Below are 17,462 nucleotides of genomic sequence, written 5' to 3'. Positions count from 1 at the left end.
ATAACGTGAATACCCCGGACAAACCAAGCGAAGAGATTACGATCAAAGACCCGACTCCTGTTCTGGAGTCTGAGAAAACAGCGAAGGACCTCAATGGCGGAACGATTCAAGTCGGCGATGTCATTGAGTATACGATTCGCACACACAACACCGTCGAGGACAGTGTGGTAACGAATCTGGAAATTTCCGACGCTCTGCGCGCTGAACTGCAATATGTGCCAGGCTCGCTGAAAGTGGATGGCGTTGCCGTAACCGATGCGCAGGACAGCGATAAGGGGCATTATATCAACGGTGAAGTCGTTGGCCAATTCGGCGATGTGACAGATACCGACTGGCATACGGTTGTATTCCAGGCGAAGCTGATCGCAGGTCAGAACGGCCAGACCATCAGCAACACCGCTGAAGTAACCGGGGACAACCTGGACGGTTCGAATACGCCGTCTGAAGACATTGTTGTTGGCGGCGGAAGTGGCAGCAACTCCGGCGTTCCGGGAGAACCGGGCAATGGACCTTCTTACGGCGGAACGAACAACCCGGGCTGGGGAGGCTCTGATTCCGGTTCCACAGACTCCGGCCAATCCGGCGGATCTGGCGGTGCTGGAAGCACAGGACAATCCGGCAACTCGGGTGACTCGGTGAACGGCGGAAACTCCGGTAACGGGGATGGCAACGGCAGCAAGCTGCCGGCAACCGCAACGAATATGTACGGTTATCTGCTGGCTGGTGTCATCATTCTGCTTGCAGGCCTGTTCCTGCTCAGAAGAAAGAAAGCTTAAAAGAATACAGCGAACAACAGCTGCCTCTCAAGGTGATTTACTTGAGGGGCAGCTGTTCTTTTTTTAGGAAATTCGCACCCTTCCTTCTATCTTCATCGTGAGCTTCATGGTTTGGACAAAAAAACCATATTTTTCTCTCCTCTCTCTATCTTTTCGTGTTAAGATCATCTTGTATTCTAAAAAAATGTAAATAAGAGGGAATATTTTGAGAGAGTCTGATTAGCCCACATTGAATGCCAAAGAGGTGGGAAAGAACATGTTTAAGACAATAATCGGCTTAGCATTGGCGTCAATATTGCTGCTTCCAGTTGCTGTATATGCATCGGATCAAGTTCCACAGGAGGTAGAGGATGTAATTAAAAAAGACTTGGAAAGGTTCAAGCCATCTTTAGTGGAAAGTAAAAGCTTTAAAATATCCAGGAGGCTTTAATCAAGACAGTAAGGTTATTTATGATAATAGATTAAGCCTTTATGCTTTGGTCACAAATGTTGATGGGAAAGATGTGGTAGTACCATTTGATGAAAGTGTAAGTTTACCGGATTTAGAGCCATTCACCGAGTATAATGCAAGTGAACTCAGAGAAATGCTTATTGCTCAGGCAGAAGCGGAAGCGAATGAAAATGCTGATATTGATCCTGCTGACCGTCCTTCCGGTGGCTCAACAACAGACACCAAGAACACTCCTCCTGCATCAAACACCTCAGAAAATGCAGTTTTACTCTCAGCATCAGTTGGTGCAGCCATAATAGCAGGGGCTGGTTATATGTTGATGAGAAAAAGAAACAGAAAGAATTAGTTCCCGATTCCAGATACCGGATTTATCCAAAATGTATCCTTAAGAGACTGCCCTTCAAGTGAGCATACTTGAGGGGCGGCTTTTTCTTTTGGGTCCAGGATACATTTCGTATACAATTATATGAAAATATTGTCTAAATTTGACTGCTAGATTATACTTGGTTTGCCGGATGGTTAAAAATTGAAATAACCTGCCAGGCAGAAGAGGTGGGGGACACCTTACATGTTTGAGCACAATGAGTCGGGAGGGGGGAGTTCTTTGCACCCGAAAGACAGCCAGAATCGACATACAGATCATCGGGTGAGTACATATTTTTTTGCAGTGCTTTAAAATCGGAAAAATTTGCTTCCCTGTTAAAAAGCACAGTCATCTGAAGAATAACGATATGGAGGGGAAGAGAGTTGGAGAATAACCGCTCCATCAGGCGAACAAGCTTGGTTAAACGTCTTTTTATTGCGTTTTCCGTGTTTATGCTCATCTTTAGCGGATTGCCTGTTGCACCATCGGCATTCACCCCTGCAGCACAGGCGGCGGACAGTCCCTGCTCGGCTCCGGTAGCGCTGCGTAACGGCAGCTTTGAGGGAGGAGCTGCAAGTGGAACGGTAGGCCCCGGAGGCATTTATTTCACGGAAGCTGAAATGCCGCCCTGGAAGACCACGGACGATGCCAACAATGGCGTGAAAACCATTGAGGTCTGGAACTGGGCGAAGAACATGCCTCCATCAGCCAACGCCTGGCCTGCTCCGCCTGATGGCAATCGGTGGGCAGAATTAAATGCCTATGAAAACGGCATGCTGTACCAGGATGTGGCAACCGTACCCGGACAAACCATCTACTGGCGCTTGTCTCATATGGGGCGGGCCGGGGTTGATACCATGCAGCTTCGTATTGGTAAGGCAACTGCTAACCCGTATGATACTGTAGTGCAGCGGCAAATGTCGGATGGCAACAAGGCATGGGGGACTTATACCGGAAGTTATGTCGTTCCGGCGGGCCAAACCGTAACGCGCTTTGGCTTCGAGGCGGTTAGCTCAGCCAACGGAAGCCTGGGAGTCGGCAACTTCCTGGACGATATTTTCCTTGGGACAGCGCCGTGTGTAACCGCAGACAAGACGGTTGCTCCGTCGGGAGATGTCACTGCCGGTACGGAATTAACGTATGCGGTTACTGTCAAAAATCAAGGCGGAGACATCGCGGCGCATGCGAATTTCACCGACGCCATTCCGGCAGGCACGGAATATGTCCCCGGGTCGATGGCCTTGATCAATGGTTCAACCACCACTAGACTGACGGATGCAGCGGATACGGATGCGGGTCATTTTAACGGCAGCCAGATCAGCATCCGGTTAGGTGACCTGCCCAATACGAGCCAATTGCCTAACGGAATTACTGTGCAATTCAAAGTGAAAGTGCAGTCGGATTACACGGTAAAGAGCATTAGCAATAAGGCTCAAATCAGCTATGGCAATTTATTATCAGGCCAGACGGAACAGACAGACAGCAATGTAACGGTGTCTCCGGTTCTTTTCCCTGAGCTTGAATCCAGCAAAACGGCAGTCATTCAGGCAAAAGCGCCTGGCAACTCGGACGCTGCGCATCCCGAAGTGGGAGATACGCTGCAGTACACGATTCAGACCCGCAATACGATTGCCAACAGCGCGGTGAGCAATCTTACCATCTCCGATACGATTCCGGCGGGGCTGGAATATGTGCCGGGCAGTTTGCGTGTGGATGGATCGTCTGTTACAGATGCTGAAGGAGACGATGCCGGTTATTATGCCGGTGGTCAGATTGCGGGCCAGTTTGGCAATGTGACGGGCACAGCCTGGCACAGCGTTACCTTCCTGGTGGAGGTACTGCCTGGCCAAGCGGGTAACGATATTCCGAATACGGCGGCAGTCGGCGGAGATAACGTGGAGGTGCCGGACAAGCCGGGCACCATCGTCAAGGTTTATCCGCGCGCAGCCGATCTGGTGTCTAATAAGACGGCAGTTATTCAGGAAAAAGCGGCCGGCAACACGGATGCGGCACATCCCGAAGTGGGAGATACGCTGCAGTACACGATTCAGACGCGGAACACTATCGCAGAGAGTGTGGTGACCAATCTCACGATCTCGGATATCATTCCTGCAGGACTGGAGTATATCCCTGGCAGTCTAACTGTAGACGGGGCTTCCGTGACGGACGGCGAAGGGGACGACAATGGTCACTATGCCGGCGGTCAGATTGCGGGCCAGTTTGGCGATGTGACGGATACCGCTTGGCATACCGTTACCTTCCTGGTAAAGGTGCTGCCTGGCCAAGCAGGCAAGGATATTCCGAATACGGCGACAGTCAGCGGGGACAATGTCAATACTCCGGACAAGCCGGGCACGACTGTGGGAATTTATCCACGCGTTGCTGTTCTGGAGTCCAATAAAACAGCAGAGCTTCAAGAAAAAGCGGCCGGCAACACCGACGCGGAACACGCTGAAGCGGGAGATACGCTGCAATACACAATTCAGACCCGCAATACGATCGAAGACAGTGTGGTGCAAAATCTCACGATTTCGGACATGGTTCCCGCAGGCCTGGAATATGTGCCGGGCAGCCTGACCGTAGACGGGGTTTCCGTTAGCGATAGCGAAGGGGACGACAGCGGTCATTATGACGGCAGCAAAATTATCGGTGAATTTGGCGATGTAACGGATACCGCCTGGCATAGTGTTACCTTCCTGGTGAAGGTGCTGCCTGGTCAAGCGGGCAAGGATATTCCGAATACGGCGACAGTCAGCGGAGACAATGTCAATACTCCGGACAAGCCGGGCACGAGCGTCGAAATTTATCCGCGCGGAGCTGCCCTGGAGTCCAACAAAACGGCAAGCCTTCTGGAGAAAGCGTCCGGCAACACGGATGCGCAGCATGCCGAAGTGGGAGATACGCTGTTGTACACGATCCAGACTCGCAATACGATTGAAGACGGTGTGGTGCGAAATCTCACCATTTCGGATACGATTCCGACAGGCCTGGAGTACCTGCTTGGCAGTCTGACCGTAGATGGCGTTTCCGTCAGCGATAGCGCGGGAGACGACAACGGTCATTATGCCGGGGGCAAAATTGTCGGCCAGTTTGGCGATGTGACGGATACCCTCTTGCACACCGTTACATTCCAGGTGAAGGTATTGCCTGGCCAGGCGGGCAAGGATATCCCGAATACAGCAGTGGTTGACGGGGATAACGTCGAGACTCCGGATCAGCCGGACACGACGGTCGAAATTTATCCGCGCAGCGCAGTCCTTGAATCCGGTAAAACATCCGAGATTCTGGCGAAAGCATCCGGCAACACGGACACGGAGCACGCTGAAATTGGAGATACGCTGCTGTACACAATCCAGACCCGCAACACGATTGCGGATAGTGTGGTGAACAACCTCACGATTACGGACGAGGTTCCGGCAGAGCTGGAATATGTACCGGGGAGTCTGACTGTAGATGGCGTATCCGTCACTGACAGCGAAGGTGACGACAACGGCTCTTATGCTGGTGGCATAGTGGTCGGCCAGTTTGGCAGCATCTCGGATACGAATTGGCACACGGTTCAATTTAATGCCGTGGTCCGGCCGGGACAAGCAGGCAAGGATGTTATCAATATCGCCCGGGTGAGTGGCGATAATGTGGAGACACCGGACAGACCACGGGAAGAAGTACAGGTCTATCCGCGAAATCCGCAGATTGAATCGGAGAAATCTGTAACGAACGTGGATGCAAGCAAGGCCACGTATGAAGTCGGGGACACGGTGGCTTATACGATTCGTACGAGAGCAGTCGTGAACGACACCTATCTGGAAAATCTGACGATTACCGATACGCTGCCTGCGGGACTGGGGTACGTACCGGACAGCCTGAAGGTGGATGGTATGTCCGTGACGGACTCGCAGGATAGCGATGCCGGTCATTCCGTTTCCGGCGAAGTGTACGGTTCATTCGGTAACGTAGATGATATGAACTGGCATACGCTGGAGTTCCAGGCTATCATTCAGGCGGGATACGACGGCCAGGTGATTCAAAATACAGCGCTGGTGACAGGCGACAACATTAGTCAACCAGGCAAGCCAACGGAGAAAATTGCCGTTGAGGAAGAACCGCCTGTAGTCATTCCGCCGGTAGATCCACCAGTGGAGCCGCCAGTCGATCCACCGGTAAATCCGCCTGTGCAACCACCAGTACCACCGGTAGTACCTCCTGTAGATCCACCGCTAAACCCGCCTGCAGTTCCTGAAGAACCGGGCAACGGAGGTTCAGGCGGTGGCGGTAGTGGTGGTGGCGGAGGTTCGCAAGATGACGACGCTGTCGATCCGGCTTCCCCAGTGCTTGAGTCTGAGAAATCGGCGAAAGATGTGAACGGAGGCAGCGTCGAAGTCGGCGATGTGATTGAGTACACGATTCGCACACGCAACACCGTCGAGGACAGTGTCGTTACCAATCTGGAAATCTCGGACGCCCTGCGTGCCGAGCTGCAATATGTGCCAGGCACCCTGAAGGTGGACGGCGTTACTGTAACCGATGCGCTGGACAGCGACAAAGGCTCATACGTCAATGGCATGGTGAGCGGACAGTTCGGCGAGGTTGCGGATACGAATTGGCATACGATTGTATTCCAGGTCAAACTGGCAGCAGGACAACCCGGTCAAACGATCCGCAACGTCGGTGAAGTGAGCGGGGATAATCTGGACGATTCGGATACGCCGTCTGAAGACATCATCATTGGCGGCGGAAGCGGCAGCAATCCCGACATACCGGGAAGAGAACCGAACGACGGCTCTTCCACTGGCAATCCAAACAACCCGGGCTGGGGAGGCTCTGATTCCGGTTCCACGGACTCCGGTCAATCCGGAAGCTCGGGTGGAACTGGAGGAAGCGGACAATCCGGCACCTCGGGTGACTCGGAGAGCGGAAGCTCCTCTGGCAACGGCGATGGCAACGGCAGCAGGCTGCCGGCAACCGCAACGAATATGTACGGCTATTTGCTGGCTGGATGCCTCATCCTGCTTGCAGGCCTGTTCCTGCTGAGAAGAAAGAAAGCTTAAAAGAATACAGCGAAAAACAGCTGCCTCTCAAGGGAATTTACTTGGGGAGCAGCTGTTCTTTATTTAGGAAATTCGTACCCGGCAGATAAACTCTTAAAACCTCAAACAGATAGATTCCCCGTGGTGAGCCCAATTCCTTCTATCTTCAACGTGGGCCTTCATAGTTTGGATTATTCCTCATCTCTATTTAGCATAAACGAGCAAATCAGACTAATTTCATCGGACATCTATTTCGTGAAAATTCACAAGGAATAAAACCAGCTCGGAGTAAAAAGCACGATACAATATGGTTATTAATAAAGTTAATGAACCCCGTGAAGGTGCATGTTACTCATTAATAATTCTGGGACCAGATACATTTCGTATACAATTATATGAAAATATTGTCTAAATTTGACTGCTAGATTATACTAAATTGGCCGGATGGTTAAAAATTGAAATAACATGCCGGGCAGAAGAGGTGAGGACACCTTACATGTTTGAGCACAATGAATCGGGAGGGGGTAGTTCTTTGCACCCGCAAGACAGCCAGAATCGACATACAGATCACCGGGTGAATACATAATTTTTGAAGTGCTTAAAACCGGAAAAATGGCTTCCCTGTTAAAAAGCACAGTCATCTGAAGTATAACGATAGGGGGAAGAGAATTGGAGAATAACCGCTCCATTAGGCGAGCAGGCTTGGTTAAGCGTCTTTTTATTGCGTTTTCCGTGTTTATGCTCATTTTTAGCGGTTTGCCTGTTGCGCCACCGGCATTCACCCCTGCAGCCCAGGCGGCGGGCAGTCCTTGCGCGGCTCCGGTAGCTCTAATCAATGGTAGTTTCGAGCAGCCGAAAGCAAGAAATGTTGGGGATAAGGGTTCCCCAGGATCCGAAGCATATTGGATGTATTTTTATGAAAATGAGGTCCCGGGTTGGGACACGGACGCCTCTGATAATCGAATACAAATCATGCAAAACTCTAATAAGTTTCTGGGTGGAAGTTTGGGTGGGAATGCTCAAACCATTCCTGTTGTTGCTGCAGATGGGACTCAATTTGCGGAATTGAACGCAAATGAACCTGCAATGTTATATCAAGATGTAGCAACGACGCCAGGTCAAACCATTTATTGGCGACTCGCTCATCGCGGAGAACTTGGGGTTGATACTATGCGGCTTCGTATAGGTTCAGCTGCTACTCCACCGGATAGTCTTCCAATTATTCGACAAATGAGCAGTACATTTAACAAATGGACTTATTATACTGGATCTTACACAGTTCCTACAGGACAAACTGCAACAAGATTTGGTTTTGAAGCAGTTTCAACTTCATCTGGAAGCGCATTGGCTGGTAATTTGTTAGATGATATCTTCCTTGGGACAGCGCCGTGTGTAACCGCAGACAAGACGGTTGCACCTTCGGGTGATGTCACTGCCGGTACGGAATTAACGTATGCGGTCACTGTCAAAAATCAAGGCGGAGACATCGCGGCGAATGCGAATTTTACCGACGCTATTCCGGCAGGCACGGAATATGTTCCCGGGTCGATGGCCTTGATCAAAGGTTCAACCACCACACAACTGACGGATGCAGCGGATACGGATGCCGGTAATTTTAACGGCAGCCAGCTCAGCGTCCGGTTAGCTGACCTGCCCAATGCGAGCCAATTGCCTAATGGAATTACTGTACAATTCAAAGTGAAAGTGCTGTCGGATTATACAGTAAAGCAAATTAGCAACAAGGCTCAAATCAGCTACGGCAATTTATTATCGGGCAAGACGGAACAAACGGAAAGCAATGAAACGACGTCACCGGTGCTTTTCCCTGAACTAGAGTCCAGCAAAACGGCAGCCATTCAGGAAAAAGCGGCCGGCAACACGGACGCGGATCATCCCGAAGTAGGAGATACGCTGCAGTACACGATTCAGGCCCGCAACACGGTCGTCAACAGCGCGGTTAGCAATCTCACCATCTCGGATACGATACCGACAGGGTTGGAATATGTGCCGGGCAGTCTGAGTGTGGATGGTGTTTCCGTGAGCGATAGCGAGGGAGACGACAAGGGTTACTATGCCGGTGGTCAGATCGCGGGCCAGTTTGGCAATGTGACGGACACAGCCTGGCATGCCGTTACCTTCCTGGTGAAGGTGCTGCCTGGCCAAGCGGGCAACGATATTCCGAATACGGCGGCAGTCGGCGGAGATAACGTCAAGGTACCGGACAAGCCGGGCACCATCGTCAAGGTTTATCCGCGCGCAGCCGATCTGGTGTCCAATAAGACGGCGGTCATTCAAGAAAAAGCGCCTGGCAACACGGACGCTGTACATCCCGAAGTAGGAGATACGCTGCAGTACACGATTCAGACGCGGAACACCATCGCAGAGAGCGTGGTGACCAATCTCACCATCTCGGATACGGTTCCCGCAGGATTGGAGTATGTCCCGGGAACTCTGACTGTGGATGGGGTCTCCGTCAGTGACGACGAAGGAGACGATGCAGGGGATTATGCCGGCGGAGGAATTATCGGCCGGTTTGGCGATGTGATGGATACCGACTGGCACACCGTTGCCTTCCAGGTGAAGGTGCTGCCTGGCCAAGCGGGCAAGGATATTCCGAATACGGCGACAGTCAGCGGAGACAATGTCAATACTCCGGACCAGCCGGGCACGACTGTGGGAATTTATCCGCGCGCAGCCGTTCTGGAGTCAAATAAAACGGCAAGCCTTCTGGAGAAAGCGTCCGGCAACACGGACGCGCAGCATGCCCAAGTGGGAGATACGCTGCAGTACACGATTCAGACGCGAAACACGAACACAGACAGCATAGTGACGAACCTCACCATCTCGGATACGATTCCGGCAGGATTGGAGTATGTCCCGGGAACTCTGACCGTGGATGGCGTCTCCGTCAGCGATAGCGAGGGAGATGACAGCGGTCACTATGCCGATGGTCAGATTGCAGGCCAATTTGGCGATGTGACGGATACCGCCTGGCATAGTGTTACCTTCCAGGTGAAGGTATTGCCTGGCCAAGCGGGCAAGGAAGTTCCGAACACCGCTGTCGTTGGTGGGGACAATGTCAATACTCCGGACCAGCCGGGTACGACGGTCGAAGTTTATCCGCGTGCAGCCGTTCTGGAGTCCAATAAAACGGCAGCACTTCAAGAAAAAGCGTCCGGCAATACGGACGCGGATCATCCAGAAGTAGGAGATACGCTGCAGTACACGATTCAGACGCGGAACACCGTCACAGATAGCGTGGTGACGAACCTCACCATCTCGGATATGATTCCGGCAGGATTGGAGTATATCCCGGGCAGTTTGGCTGTGGATGGGGTTTCCGTCAGCGATAGTGAGGGAGACGACAAGGGTTACTATGCTGGTGGTCAGATCGCAGGCCAGTTTGGCGATGTGACGGATACCGCCTGGCATACGGTTACTTTCCAGGTGAAGGTATTGCCTGGTCAAGCGGGCAAGGATATTCCGAATACGGCGACAGTCGGTGGGGACAATGTCAATACTCCGGACCAGCCGGGCACGACCGTCGAAATTTACCCGCGTGGATCTGCTCTGGAGTCTAACAAAACGGCAAGCCTGCTGGAGAAAGCGCCCGGCAACACGGATGCGCAGCACGCAGAAGTGGGAGATACGCTGTTGTACACGATCCAGACCCGCAACACGATGGCGGATAGTGTGGTGAACAACCTCACGATTACGGACGAGGTTCCGGCAGAGCTGGAATATGTGCCGGGCAGTCTGAGTGTGGATGGCGTAACCGTCACTGACAGCGAAGGGGACGACAGCGGCTATTATGCCGGCGGTAAAGTGGTCGGCCAGTTTGGCAGCATCACGGATATGAATTGGCACACGGTTCAATTCAAAGCCGTGGTCCGGCCGGGACAAGCAGGCAAGGATGTTATCAATATCGCCCGGGTAAGTGGCGACAATGTGGAGACGCCGGACAGACCACGGGAAGAAGTACAGGTCTATCCGCGGAACCCGCAGATTGAATCGGAGAAATCTGTAACGAACGTGGATGCAAGCAAGGCCACGTATGAAGTCGGGGACACGGTGGCTTATACGATTCGTACAAGAGCGGTCGTGAACGACACTTATCTGGAAAATCTATCGATTACCGATACGCTGCCTGCGGGACTGGAGTACGTGCCAGACAGCCTGAAGGTGGACGGTATGTCCGTGACGGATGCTCAGGATAGCGATGCCGGTCATTCTGTTTCCGGCGAAGTGTACGGCTCATTCGGTAGCGTAGATGATATGAATTGGCATATGTTGGAGTTCCAGGCCATTATCCAGACGGGATACGACGGCCAGGTGATTCAAAATACAGCGCTGGTGACTGGCGATAACATTGATCAACCAGGCGAGCCAACGGAGAAAATAGCCGTTGAGGAAGAACCGCCTGTAGTCATTCCGCCGGTAGATCCACCAGTGCAGCCGCCAGTTGATCCACCAGTAGACCCACCAGCACCACCGGTAAACCCGCCTGTAACTGAAGATCCGGGTAGTGGGGGTTCAGGCGGTGGCGGTGGTGGCGGAGGTTCGCACGATGACGACGCTGTCGATCCGGCTTCCCCAGTGCTTGAATCCGAGAAATCGGCGAAAGATGTGAACGGAGGCAGCATCGAAGTCGGCGATGTGATTGAGTACACGATTCGCACACGCAACACCGTAGAGGACAGTGTCGTGACCAATCTGGAAATCTCGGACGCCCTGCGTGCCGAGCTGCAATATGTGCCAGGCATGCTGAAGGTGGACGGCATTACTGTAACCGATGCGCTGGACAGCGACAAAGGCTCATACGTCAATGGCATGGTGAGTGGACAGTTCGGCGAGGTTACAGATACGGACTGGCATACGATTGTATTCCAGGCCAAACTGGTGGCAGGCCAACCGGGCCAAACGATACAAAACGTAGGTGAAGTGAGCGGGGATAATCTGGACGATTCGGATACGCCGTCTGAAGACATCATCATTGGCGGCGGAAGCGGCAGCAATCCCGGCATACCGGGAGGAGAACCGAACGACGGCTCTTCCTCCGGCAATCCAGACAACCCGGGCTGGGGAGGTTCGGATTCCGGTTCCACAGACTCCGGTCAGTCCAGAAGCTCGGGTGGAACTGGAGGAAGCGGGCAATCCGGCACCTCGGGTGACTCGGAGAGCGGAAGCTCCTCCAGCAACGGGGATGGCACTGGCAGCAAGCTGCCGGCAACTGCAACGAATATGTACGGCTATTTGCTGGCCGGATGCCTCATCCTGCTTGCAGGCCTGTTCCTGCTGAGAAGAAAGAAAGCTTAACCGGTAAGATGAAAAACAGACTGCCCTCAAGCATGCATTACTTGGGGGTAGTCTCTCCTTTACCTAAAACTTGGTAGGTATGTCCTATTCAAAAACGGGATCTCGTCCAATATCATTATGGCAGCATTATACTTTGTACGATCATAGCAAACCCGTTGATTTGGTTTTCGAGGGCATATGTTTTGCGAGCGTTCCCAAAAAATACACCAATGATTTGCAGGAGGGCAAAACATGAAAACAATTATGATTACGGGTTCATCGTCTGGAATTGGAAAAGCTGCAGCCAGGTATTTTGCAGATCAGGGATGGAATGTGATTGCTACCATGCGTTCACCTGAAAGAGAAACCGAACTGTCGCGGCTGGAGAATGTTTTGGTAACGAGGCTCGACGTTGAACAATTGGAAACGATTCAAGAGGCATTAAGGGCAGGTTTGGAGCGATTTGGCACAATCGATGTCCTGTTAAATAATGCCGGTTACGGAGTTCTGGGCATCTTCGAGGCGGCTTCATACGAGCAAATTCGAAAGCAATTTGAAGTAAATGTACTCGGCCTTATGAAGGTGACCAAGAGCATTCTTCCTCATTTTAGAGCTAATAATAGTGGAATAATCATCAATTTATCTTCAATGTCCGGAAGAGTGGGGCTGCCTTCATTTTCGCTTTATCACTCTACTAAATTTGCAATTGAAGGCTTCACGGAAACTTTATCGTTTGAGCTTGCTTCTCAAAATATCCGGTTAAAACTAATTGAGCCTGGTGTGGTCAAAACGGACTTTTTTGGCAGATCTATCGATTTATTGTCCATTGAGTCTTTGCCAGATTATCAGGAATACTCCCAATCGGTTCAGCCCTTGGTGGAGGCAATCATTAACACGGACAGCGCATGCACTCCGGAAATGGTGGCGGAGACCATCTATCAGGCGGCAACGGACGGTACAAAGCAGTTGAGATATGTAGTTGGAGAAGATGCGAAAGCGTTATTGGAGCTCAGGAAAGAGATCGGCGAAGAAGCTTTCATCCAGCATATCACGCAACAGTTTTCCTGACATCAACCAAATCACAGATACGTCACAAGGTCTCTGGTCCGTCAGAGGCCTTTCTTGCTGTTTCTGGAGCAGGAAAAATTCCTTCCATATCCAAAAACCATAGCATAGATAAACGAGCAAAATTTGCCAAAAAAATTCCAAAAAAATTCCAATAAAAACCAATCAAATGTACCACGGAATACGTTATTTACGCATATGCCCCTACATAACGAAGAAAAGCGAACATTGTCGTATGCTGAAAAATATGGTAATGAAGCCCTATTCCAAAAAAGTAAATATCATGAAACAATATACAATATATTACAACTTTATACTATGTACGATAATGGCAAACCCGTTGAAAGGCGGTGACGCAAAGCTATAGGGACTAAGGCGGATAGTACCACAATCCTCTATGTCAGCCAGTTACCGAATACGTCGGAAACCTCCGTCTATTCATTTTCAGGTAACACCAGATGAAACCAAGAAGGGAGGTTTTTTGTTTGCCCAACAAGCATCGACAACTCGGTTTGTCGAATCAGCAGCTTCTGGATATGTACCGGGATATGGCTCTGGCACGGAAAGTCGACGAACGGCTGGGATTGTTTCATCGTGCTGGAAAAATCCCTTTCCACATGTCTTGTCAAGGTCATGAAGCCGCACAGGTAGGTGCGGCGTATGCACTGGATATGACGAAAGATTTTCTTTGCCCGTATGATCGCGATATGGGCATGGCCATTGTTTTCGGCATGACGGCAAAGGAACTGATGCTCACCGCTTTTGCCAAGGCAGAAGCTGCGGACAGCGGCGGGCGGCAAATGCCTGGGCATTATGGCAGTAAAAAAAATCGTATTCTTTCGACTTCCGGCCTCACTACCACTCATGTCCCGCATGCCGTAGGAATCGCCTTGGCCGGCAAAATACGGGGAGATCATCCTGTCGTGTTAGTCGCTTTTGGAAATGGAGGCAGCCATCGGGGGGAGTTTCACGAAGCAGCAAACTTTGCAGGAGGACACAAGCTTCCGGTCATTTTTTTCTGCGAACAGAACCAGCCCTATGGTCTTTCGGTTCTCTCCTCGAAGCAGACGGTACGTGATAGTGTTGCAGATCGGGCAAAAGCATACGGCTTTCCTGGCATCCGTGTGAGCGGCAATGATCCCCTGGAAGTATACAGGGTCACGAAAGAGGCCGTCGACAGAGCGAACAGAGGAGAGGGTCCTACGCTGATCGAGGCCGGTCTCTACCGCCTGGCTCCTTATCCAAGCGATGACGATGATCAAGGATATCGTTCCAGTGAGGAAATAGAGGAAGCCGAGAAGTACGACCCGCTTGAATCCTTTAGCCGTTATCTCAGAAAATCCGGGATATTGGAGGAACACGCAGAGCAGGAAATTCATGATCGAATCGTCAGGGAAATCGACGAGGCCGCGGAATATGCGGAACTTACCCCAGACCCAGCCCTCGAAGATATCTTTAAACACGTTTATTCAAATTAGGAGAGAATAGAGCCCAACTGCCGAATTGAATGGAATGCCGCAATCGTTAGGAGTCTTTCAGGGAGGGAAACTAATGGATCAGACGATTGAAAAAGAGTTTTTTGAAGATGTTGAAATGAAGATTAATCAAGGCCAATACTCTGAAGCATTAAGTACGCTTTATGATGGATTAAGAGACTTACGTCAACAGTACTCAACAGAAGATTGGACCCAGTTTATCCCCCGATATCGTGAACACTCCATAAGCCATTTTTTCTTGCAAGAACCACTATCCCGTCGAGCATTTGAAAGACCGCGCGGTTATGCAGGTGATCCCATAATGCTGGACCTGCAGTATGACTTTGAAAAGTTGGAATCGTCCCCCTACGAGAATGAAAAATCAGAGATTGCCGATTTTCTATATTACGACTTAAACCGCATGGCTCATGCCAATAATGCTAACCGCGAAAGAAGACGTATCCTTTCCAGCAAAATTAATCAAACCTCAGAACGTGTTGCGAATCCTTATATTCTCTCGGTCGCTTGTGGTCACTTAAGAGAAACATCAGATTGTGCTGCGGTGCAAAACAAAACGATTGGAAAATTTGTCGCCATTGATCAAGATCAGGAGGCTCTTTCGGTTGCTGCAGAAGCCATAAAGGATTTTGGCGAAGCGATCCCAGCCTCAGTTGTTGACATCATCAGAAATAAAGTCCCTCTTCCCACTTTTGATTTTATCTATTCCATCGGTGTATATGATTATCTTCCAGATAAAATTGCTAAACGATTAACGAAAAAATTATTTCAACTGCTCAATCCAGGCGGCCGCTTGTTAATCATTAACTATCATCCGGGCTCTCCCACAATTGCTTATATGGAAGCTGTGATGGATTGGTGGCTCATTTACCGTAATGAGGATCAAATGCAAGAACTATTAGAAGAACTCCCCAAAGAAGATATAAATGATGTGGATATATTTGTGGAAGATCACGAGACAATTATTTTTATGGAAATCGAAAAGCGGAAAGGTGATGACAAGAATGAAGAAAAGTGATGTGCGCAAGCAAATGTCGACTCCATTGGGGGCTCCTGCTTTTCCTGTCGGACCTTATTATTTTCGTAATCGGGAGTATCTGAACATTCTCTATCGTACGGATATGGAAGCTCTGAGACGTGTAGTCCCTGAGCCGCTTGAAATTGATGAACCTTTGGTCAAATTTGAGATCATGTACATGCCGGATGTGACCGGTTTGGGGGCCTATACTGAATCAGGCCAGGTGATACCGGTGAGCTTCAATGGCGAGAAGGGCGAATACCTGCATGCCATGTACGTGGATAATCATCCTGCGATTGCTTCCGGACGGGAGATCAGTGCATACCCGAAAAAACTGGGCTCTCCAAGACTGTACATTGATTCGGACACATTAGTCGGCACGCTGGACTACGGATCTTTACGTGTGGCCACCGCAACAATGGGATATAAACATCAGCCTCTCGATCCGGAGAAGGCTCGTCAAGAGATTATGCAGCCAACGTTCATGCTCAAAATTGTGCCGAGCTATGATGGAAATCCGAAGGTATGCCGATTGGTTCGTGCTCAGATCAAAGATTTGACCATTCATGGTGCCTGGACGGCCCCGGCCAGGCTGCAATTGTTTGCCCATGCGCTGGCCCCGATGGCAGATCTTCCCGTGCTTGAGGTTGTATCCGCATCACATATTGTTACGGATTTGGCGTTATCCCTGCCTGACGTTGTTTATGACTATTTAGCGGAAAGTAGTGATTAAATGAACAGAGTCGTCATTACAGGGATGGGAATTATATCACCGATAGGCAACGATATAGACAGCTTCTGGAATCATTTAATTGCAGGCACATCGGGCATTTCAACGATAGAATCTTTTGATGCATCAGGCTTAGAAAGCCGAATTGCCGGTGAAGTGAAAGATTTCGATGCCGAAGAGCGTTGGGGACGTAAAGAAGCCAGAACGATGGCACGCTTTGCTCAATTTGCGTTAGCCGCCGCAGAACAAGCCTTTGCACAATCCCGATTACAGTTAGAAAATGTCAACCAGGAGCGTTTAGGGGTATATGTGGGCACAGCTGCTGGAGGTATAGATACCATACTGGAAAATGTCGATCTTCTTTACAAGCGTGGATCGAACAGGGTAAGTCCCAATTTGGTGGCCAAGATGTTATCCAATATGGCAGCAACACAAATTTCCATTCGTTTTGGCGCATCAGGCCCTTCCTTAGCCTTCGTAACCGCATGTGCATCTGCAACCATGGCCATAGGCGATGCCTATAGGGTCATCCAAAGAAATGAAGCGGATGTCATGTTTGCAGGGGGCAGTGAAGCTGTTATAAATCAACTTATCCTTGCCAGCTTTAATAACGCAAAAGCCCTATCCACCAGGAATGATACGCCAGCTTTGGCCAGCCGGCCTTTTGCTGAGGATCGCAACGGTTTTGTTATCAGTGAAGGTGCTGGAATATTGATTCTGGAATCTTTGGAGCATGCTTTAAAGAGAGACGCGCCTATTCTTGGCGAGATCATTGGTTATGGATCAAACTCTGATGCGTTTAATATCGTCGCAAGTCACCCGGAAGGAAAGGGTGGGGCTTTAGCGATGAAAAACGCATTGTCAGATGCGGGTATAACTACCGACGAGGTTGACATCATTAGTGCCCATGCGACGAGTACGAAAGTAGGGGATATTTCCGAGTCCATAGCTATTCATCATTTGTTTCAAGAGCGAACTGCAAAAATACCCGTAGTTGCAAATAAGTCGACTATAGGTCATTCACAGGGGGCCGCAGGCGCAATGCAAGCAATCGCTCTATTGAAAACCCTGGAAGAAGACATCATTCCCCCTACCATAAACGTTGATCATCTTGATCCGGAAATAAAGCTGAACGTGGTTACAAAGCAAGAAAACAATAAAAACCTGAATATTGGCATATCGAATTCATTTGGTTTTGGCGGGCATTGTTCTGTTATCGTTCTTAAAAAATACCAATGATTTG

Annotated in this window: 10 protein-coding genes and 1 riboswitch; all 10 genes read left to right on the top strand. The window is 50.3% G+C overall.

The window, feature by feature from the left end; genetic code table 11:
• Nucleotides 1-776, top strand: a 776-nt coding sequence (locus ACI1P2_RS09790) for an isopeptide-forming domain-containing fimbrial protein (protein WP_355319166.1), incomplete at its 5' end; no start/stop codon positions are given.
• A 256-nt stretch (nt 777-1,032) separates the two neighbouring features.
• A complete protein-coding gene (locus tag ACI1P2_RS09785; protein ID WP_355319164.1) occupies nt 1,033-1,206 on the top strand; it encodes a hypothetical protein in 174 nt (57 codons plus the stop codon).
• 46 nt (nt 1,207-1,252) lie between these two features.
• On the top strand, nt 1,253-1,573 hold the full coding sequence (locus ACI1P2_RS09780; RefSeq protein WP_355319162.1) for an LPXTG cell wall anchor domain-containing protein: 321 nt from the start codon (nt 1,253-1,255) through the stop codon (nt 1,571-1,573).
• A 434-nt stretch (nt 1,574-2,007) separates the two neighbouring features.
• Nucleotides 2,008-6,639: an isopeptide-forming domain-containing fimbrial protein gene (locus ACI1P2_RS09775; protein WP_408976187.1), complete on the top strand. Its 4,632-nt coding sequence runs from the start codon at nt 2,008-2,010 to the stop codon at nt 6,637-6,639.
• A gap of 1,335 nt (nt 6,640-7,974) precedes the next feature.
• Complete coding sequence (locus ACI1P2_RS09770) at nt 7,975-11,934, top strand: isopeptide-forming domain-containing fimbrial protein (RefSeq protein WP_355319158.1); 3,960 nt, start codon at nt 7,975-7,977, stop codon at nt 11,932-11,934.
• Nucleotides 11,935-12,165: 231 nt separating this feature from the next.
• Nucleotides 12,166-12,981: an SDR family oxidoreductase gene (locus tag ACI1P2_RS09765; RefSeq protein ID WP_355319156.1), complete on the top strand. Its 816-nt coding sequence runs from the start codon at nt 12,166-12,168 to the stop codon at nt 12,979-12,981.
• Between the two features lie 317 nt (nt 12,982-13,298).
• A riboswitch (cyclic di-GMP riboswitch) is annotated at nt 13,299-13,394 on the top strand.
• 120 nt (nt 13,395-13,514) lie between these two features.
• Nucleotides 13,515-14,456 carry a thiamine pyrophosphate-dependent dehydrogenase E1 component subunit alpha gene (locus tag ACI1P2_RS09760; RefSeq protein ID WP_355319193.1) on the top strand — a complete coding sequence of 314 codons (942 nt, stop codon included), beginning with the start codon at nt 13,515-13,517 and terminating at the stop codon, nt 14,454-14,456.
• Nucleotides 14,457-14,529: 73 nt separating this feature from the next.
• Nucleotides 14,530-15,489 carry a class I SAM-dependent methyltransferase gene (locus tag ACI1P2_RS09755; protein ID WP_355319154.1) on the top strand — a complete coding sequence of 320 codons (960 nt, stop codon included), beginning with the start codon at nt 14,530-14,532 and terminating at the stop codon, nt 15,487-15,489.
• Nucleotides 15,476-16,222, top strand: a complete 747-nt coding sequence (locus ACI1P2_RS09750) for an acetoacetate decarboxylase (protein WP_355319152.1) — start codon at nt 15,476-15,478, stop codon at nt 16,220-16,222. The genes ACI1P2_RS09755 and ACI1P2_RS09750 overlap by 14 nt, the downstream gene beginning before the upstream one ends.
• Nucleotides 16,223-17,458, top strand: a complete 1,236-nt coding sequence (fabF, locus tag ACI1P2_RS09745) for a beta-ketoacyl-ACP synthase II (RefSeq protein ID WP_355319150.1) — start codon at nt 16,223-16,225, stop codon at nt 17,456-17,458.
• Nucleotides 17,459-17,462: the final 4 nt, after the last annotated feature.

The organism is Paenibacillus jiangxiensis (assembly GCF_046098255.1).
Taxonomy (GTDB): domain Bacteria; phylum Bacillota; class Bacilli; order Paenibacillales; family Paenibacillaceae; genus Paenibacillus; species Paenibacillus jiagnxiensis.
Note: the sequence above shows the minus strand (reverse complement) of the source record. Positions and strands in the feature narration are given on the sequence as shown.

Coding starts and splice junctions, on each gene's coding strand:
- ACI1P2_RS09760 (WP_355319193.1), top strand. CDS start 13,515: ATGTACCGGGATATGGCTCTGGCACGGAAAGTCGACGAACGGCTGGGA.
- ACI1P2_RS09755 (WP_355319154.1), top strand. CDS start 14,530: ATGGATCAGACGATTGAAAAAGAGTTTTTTGAAGATGTTGAAATGAAG.
- ACI1P2_RS09750 (WP_355319152.1), top strand. CDS start 15,476: ATGAAGAAAAGTGATGTGCGCAAGCAAATGTCGACTCCATTGGGGGCT.
- ACI1P2_RS09785 (WP_355319164.1), top strand. CDS start 1,033: ATGTTTAAGACAATAATCGGCTTAGCATTGGCGTCAATATTGCTGCTT.
- ACI1P2_RS09765 (WP_355319156.1), top strand. CDS start 12,166: ATGAAAACAATTATGATTACGGGTTCATCGTCTGGAATTGGAAAAGCT.
- fabF (WP_355319150.1), top strand. CDS start 16,223: ATGAACAGAGTCGTCATTACAGGGATGGGAATTATATCACCGATAGGC.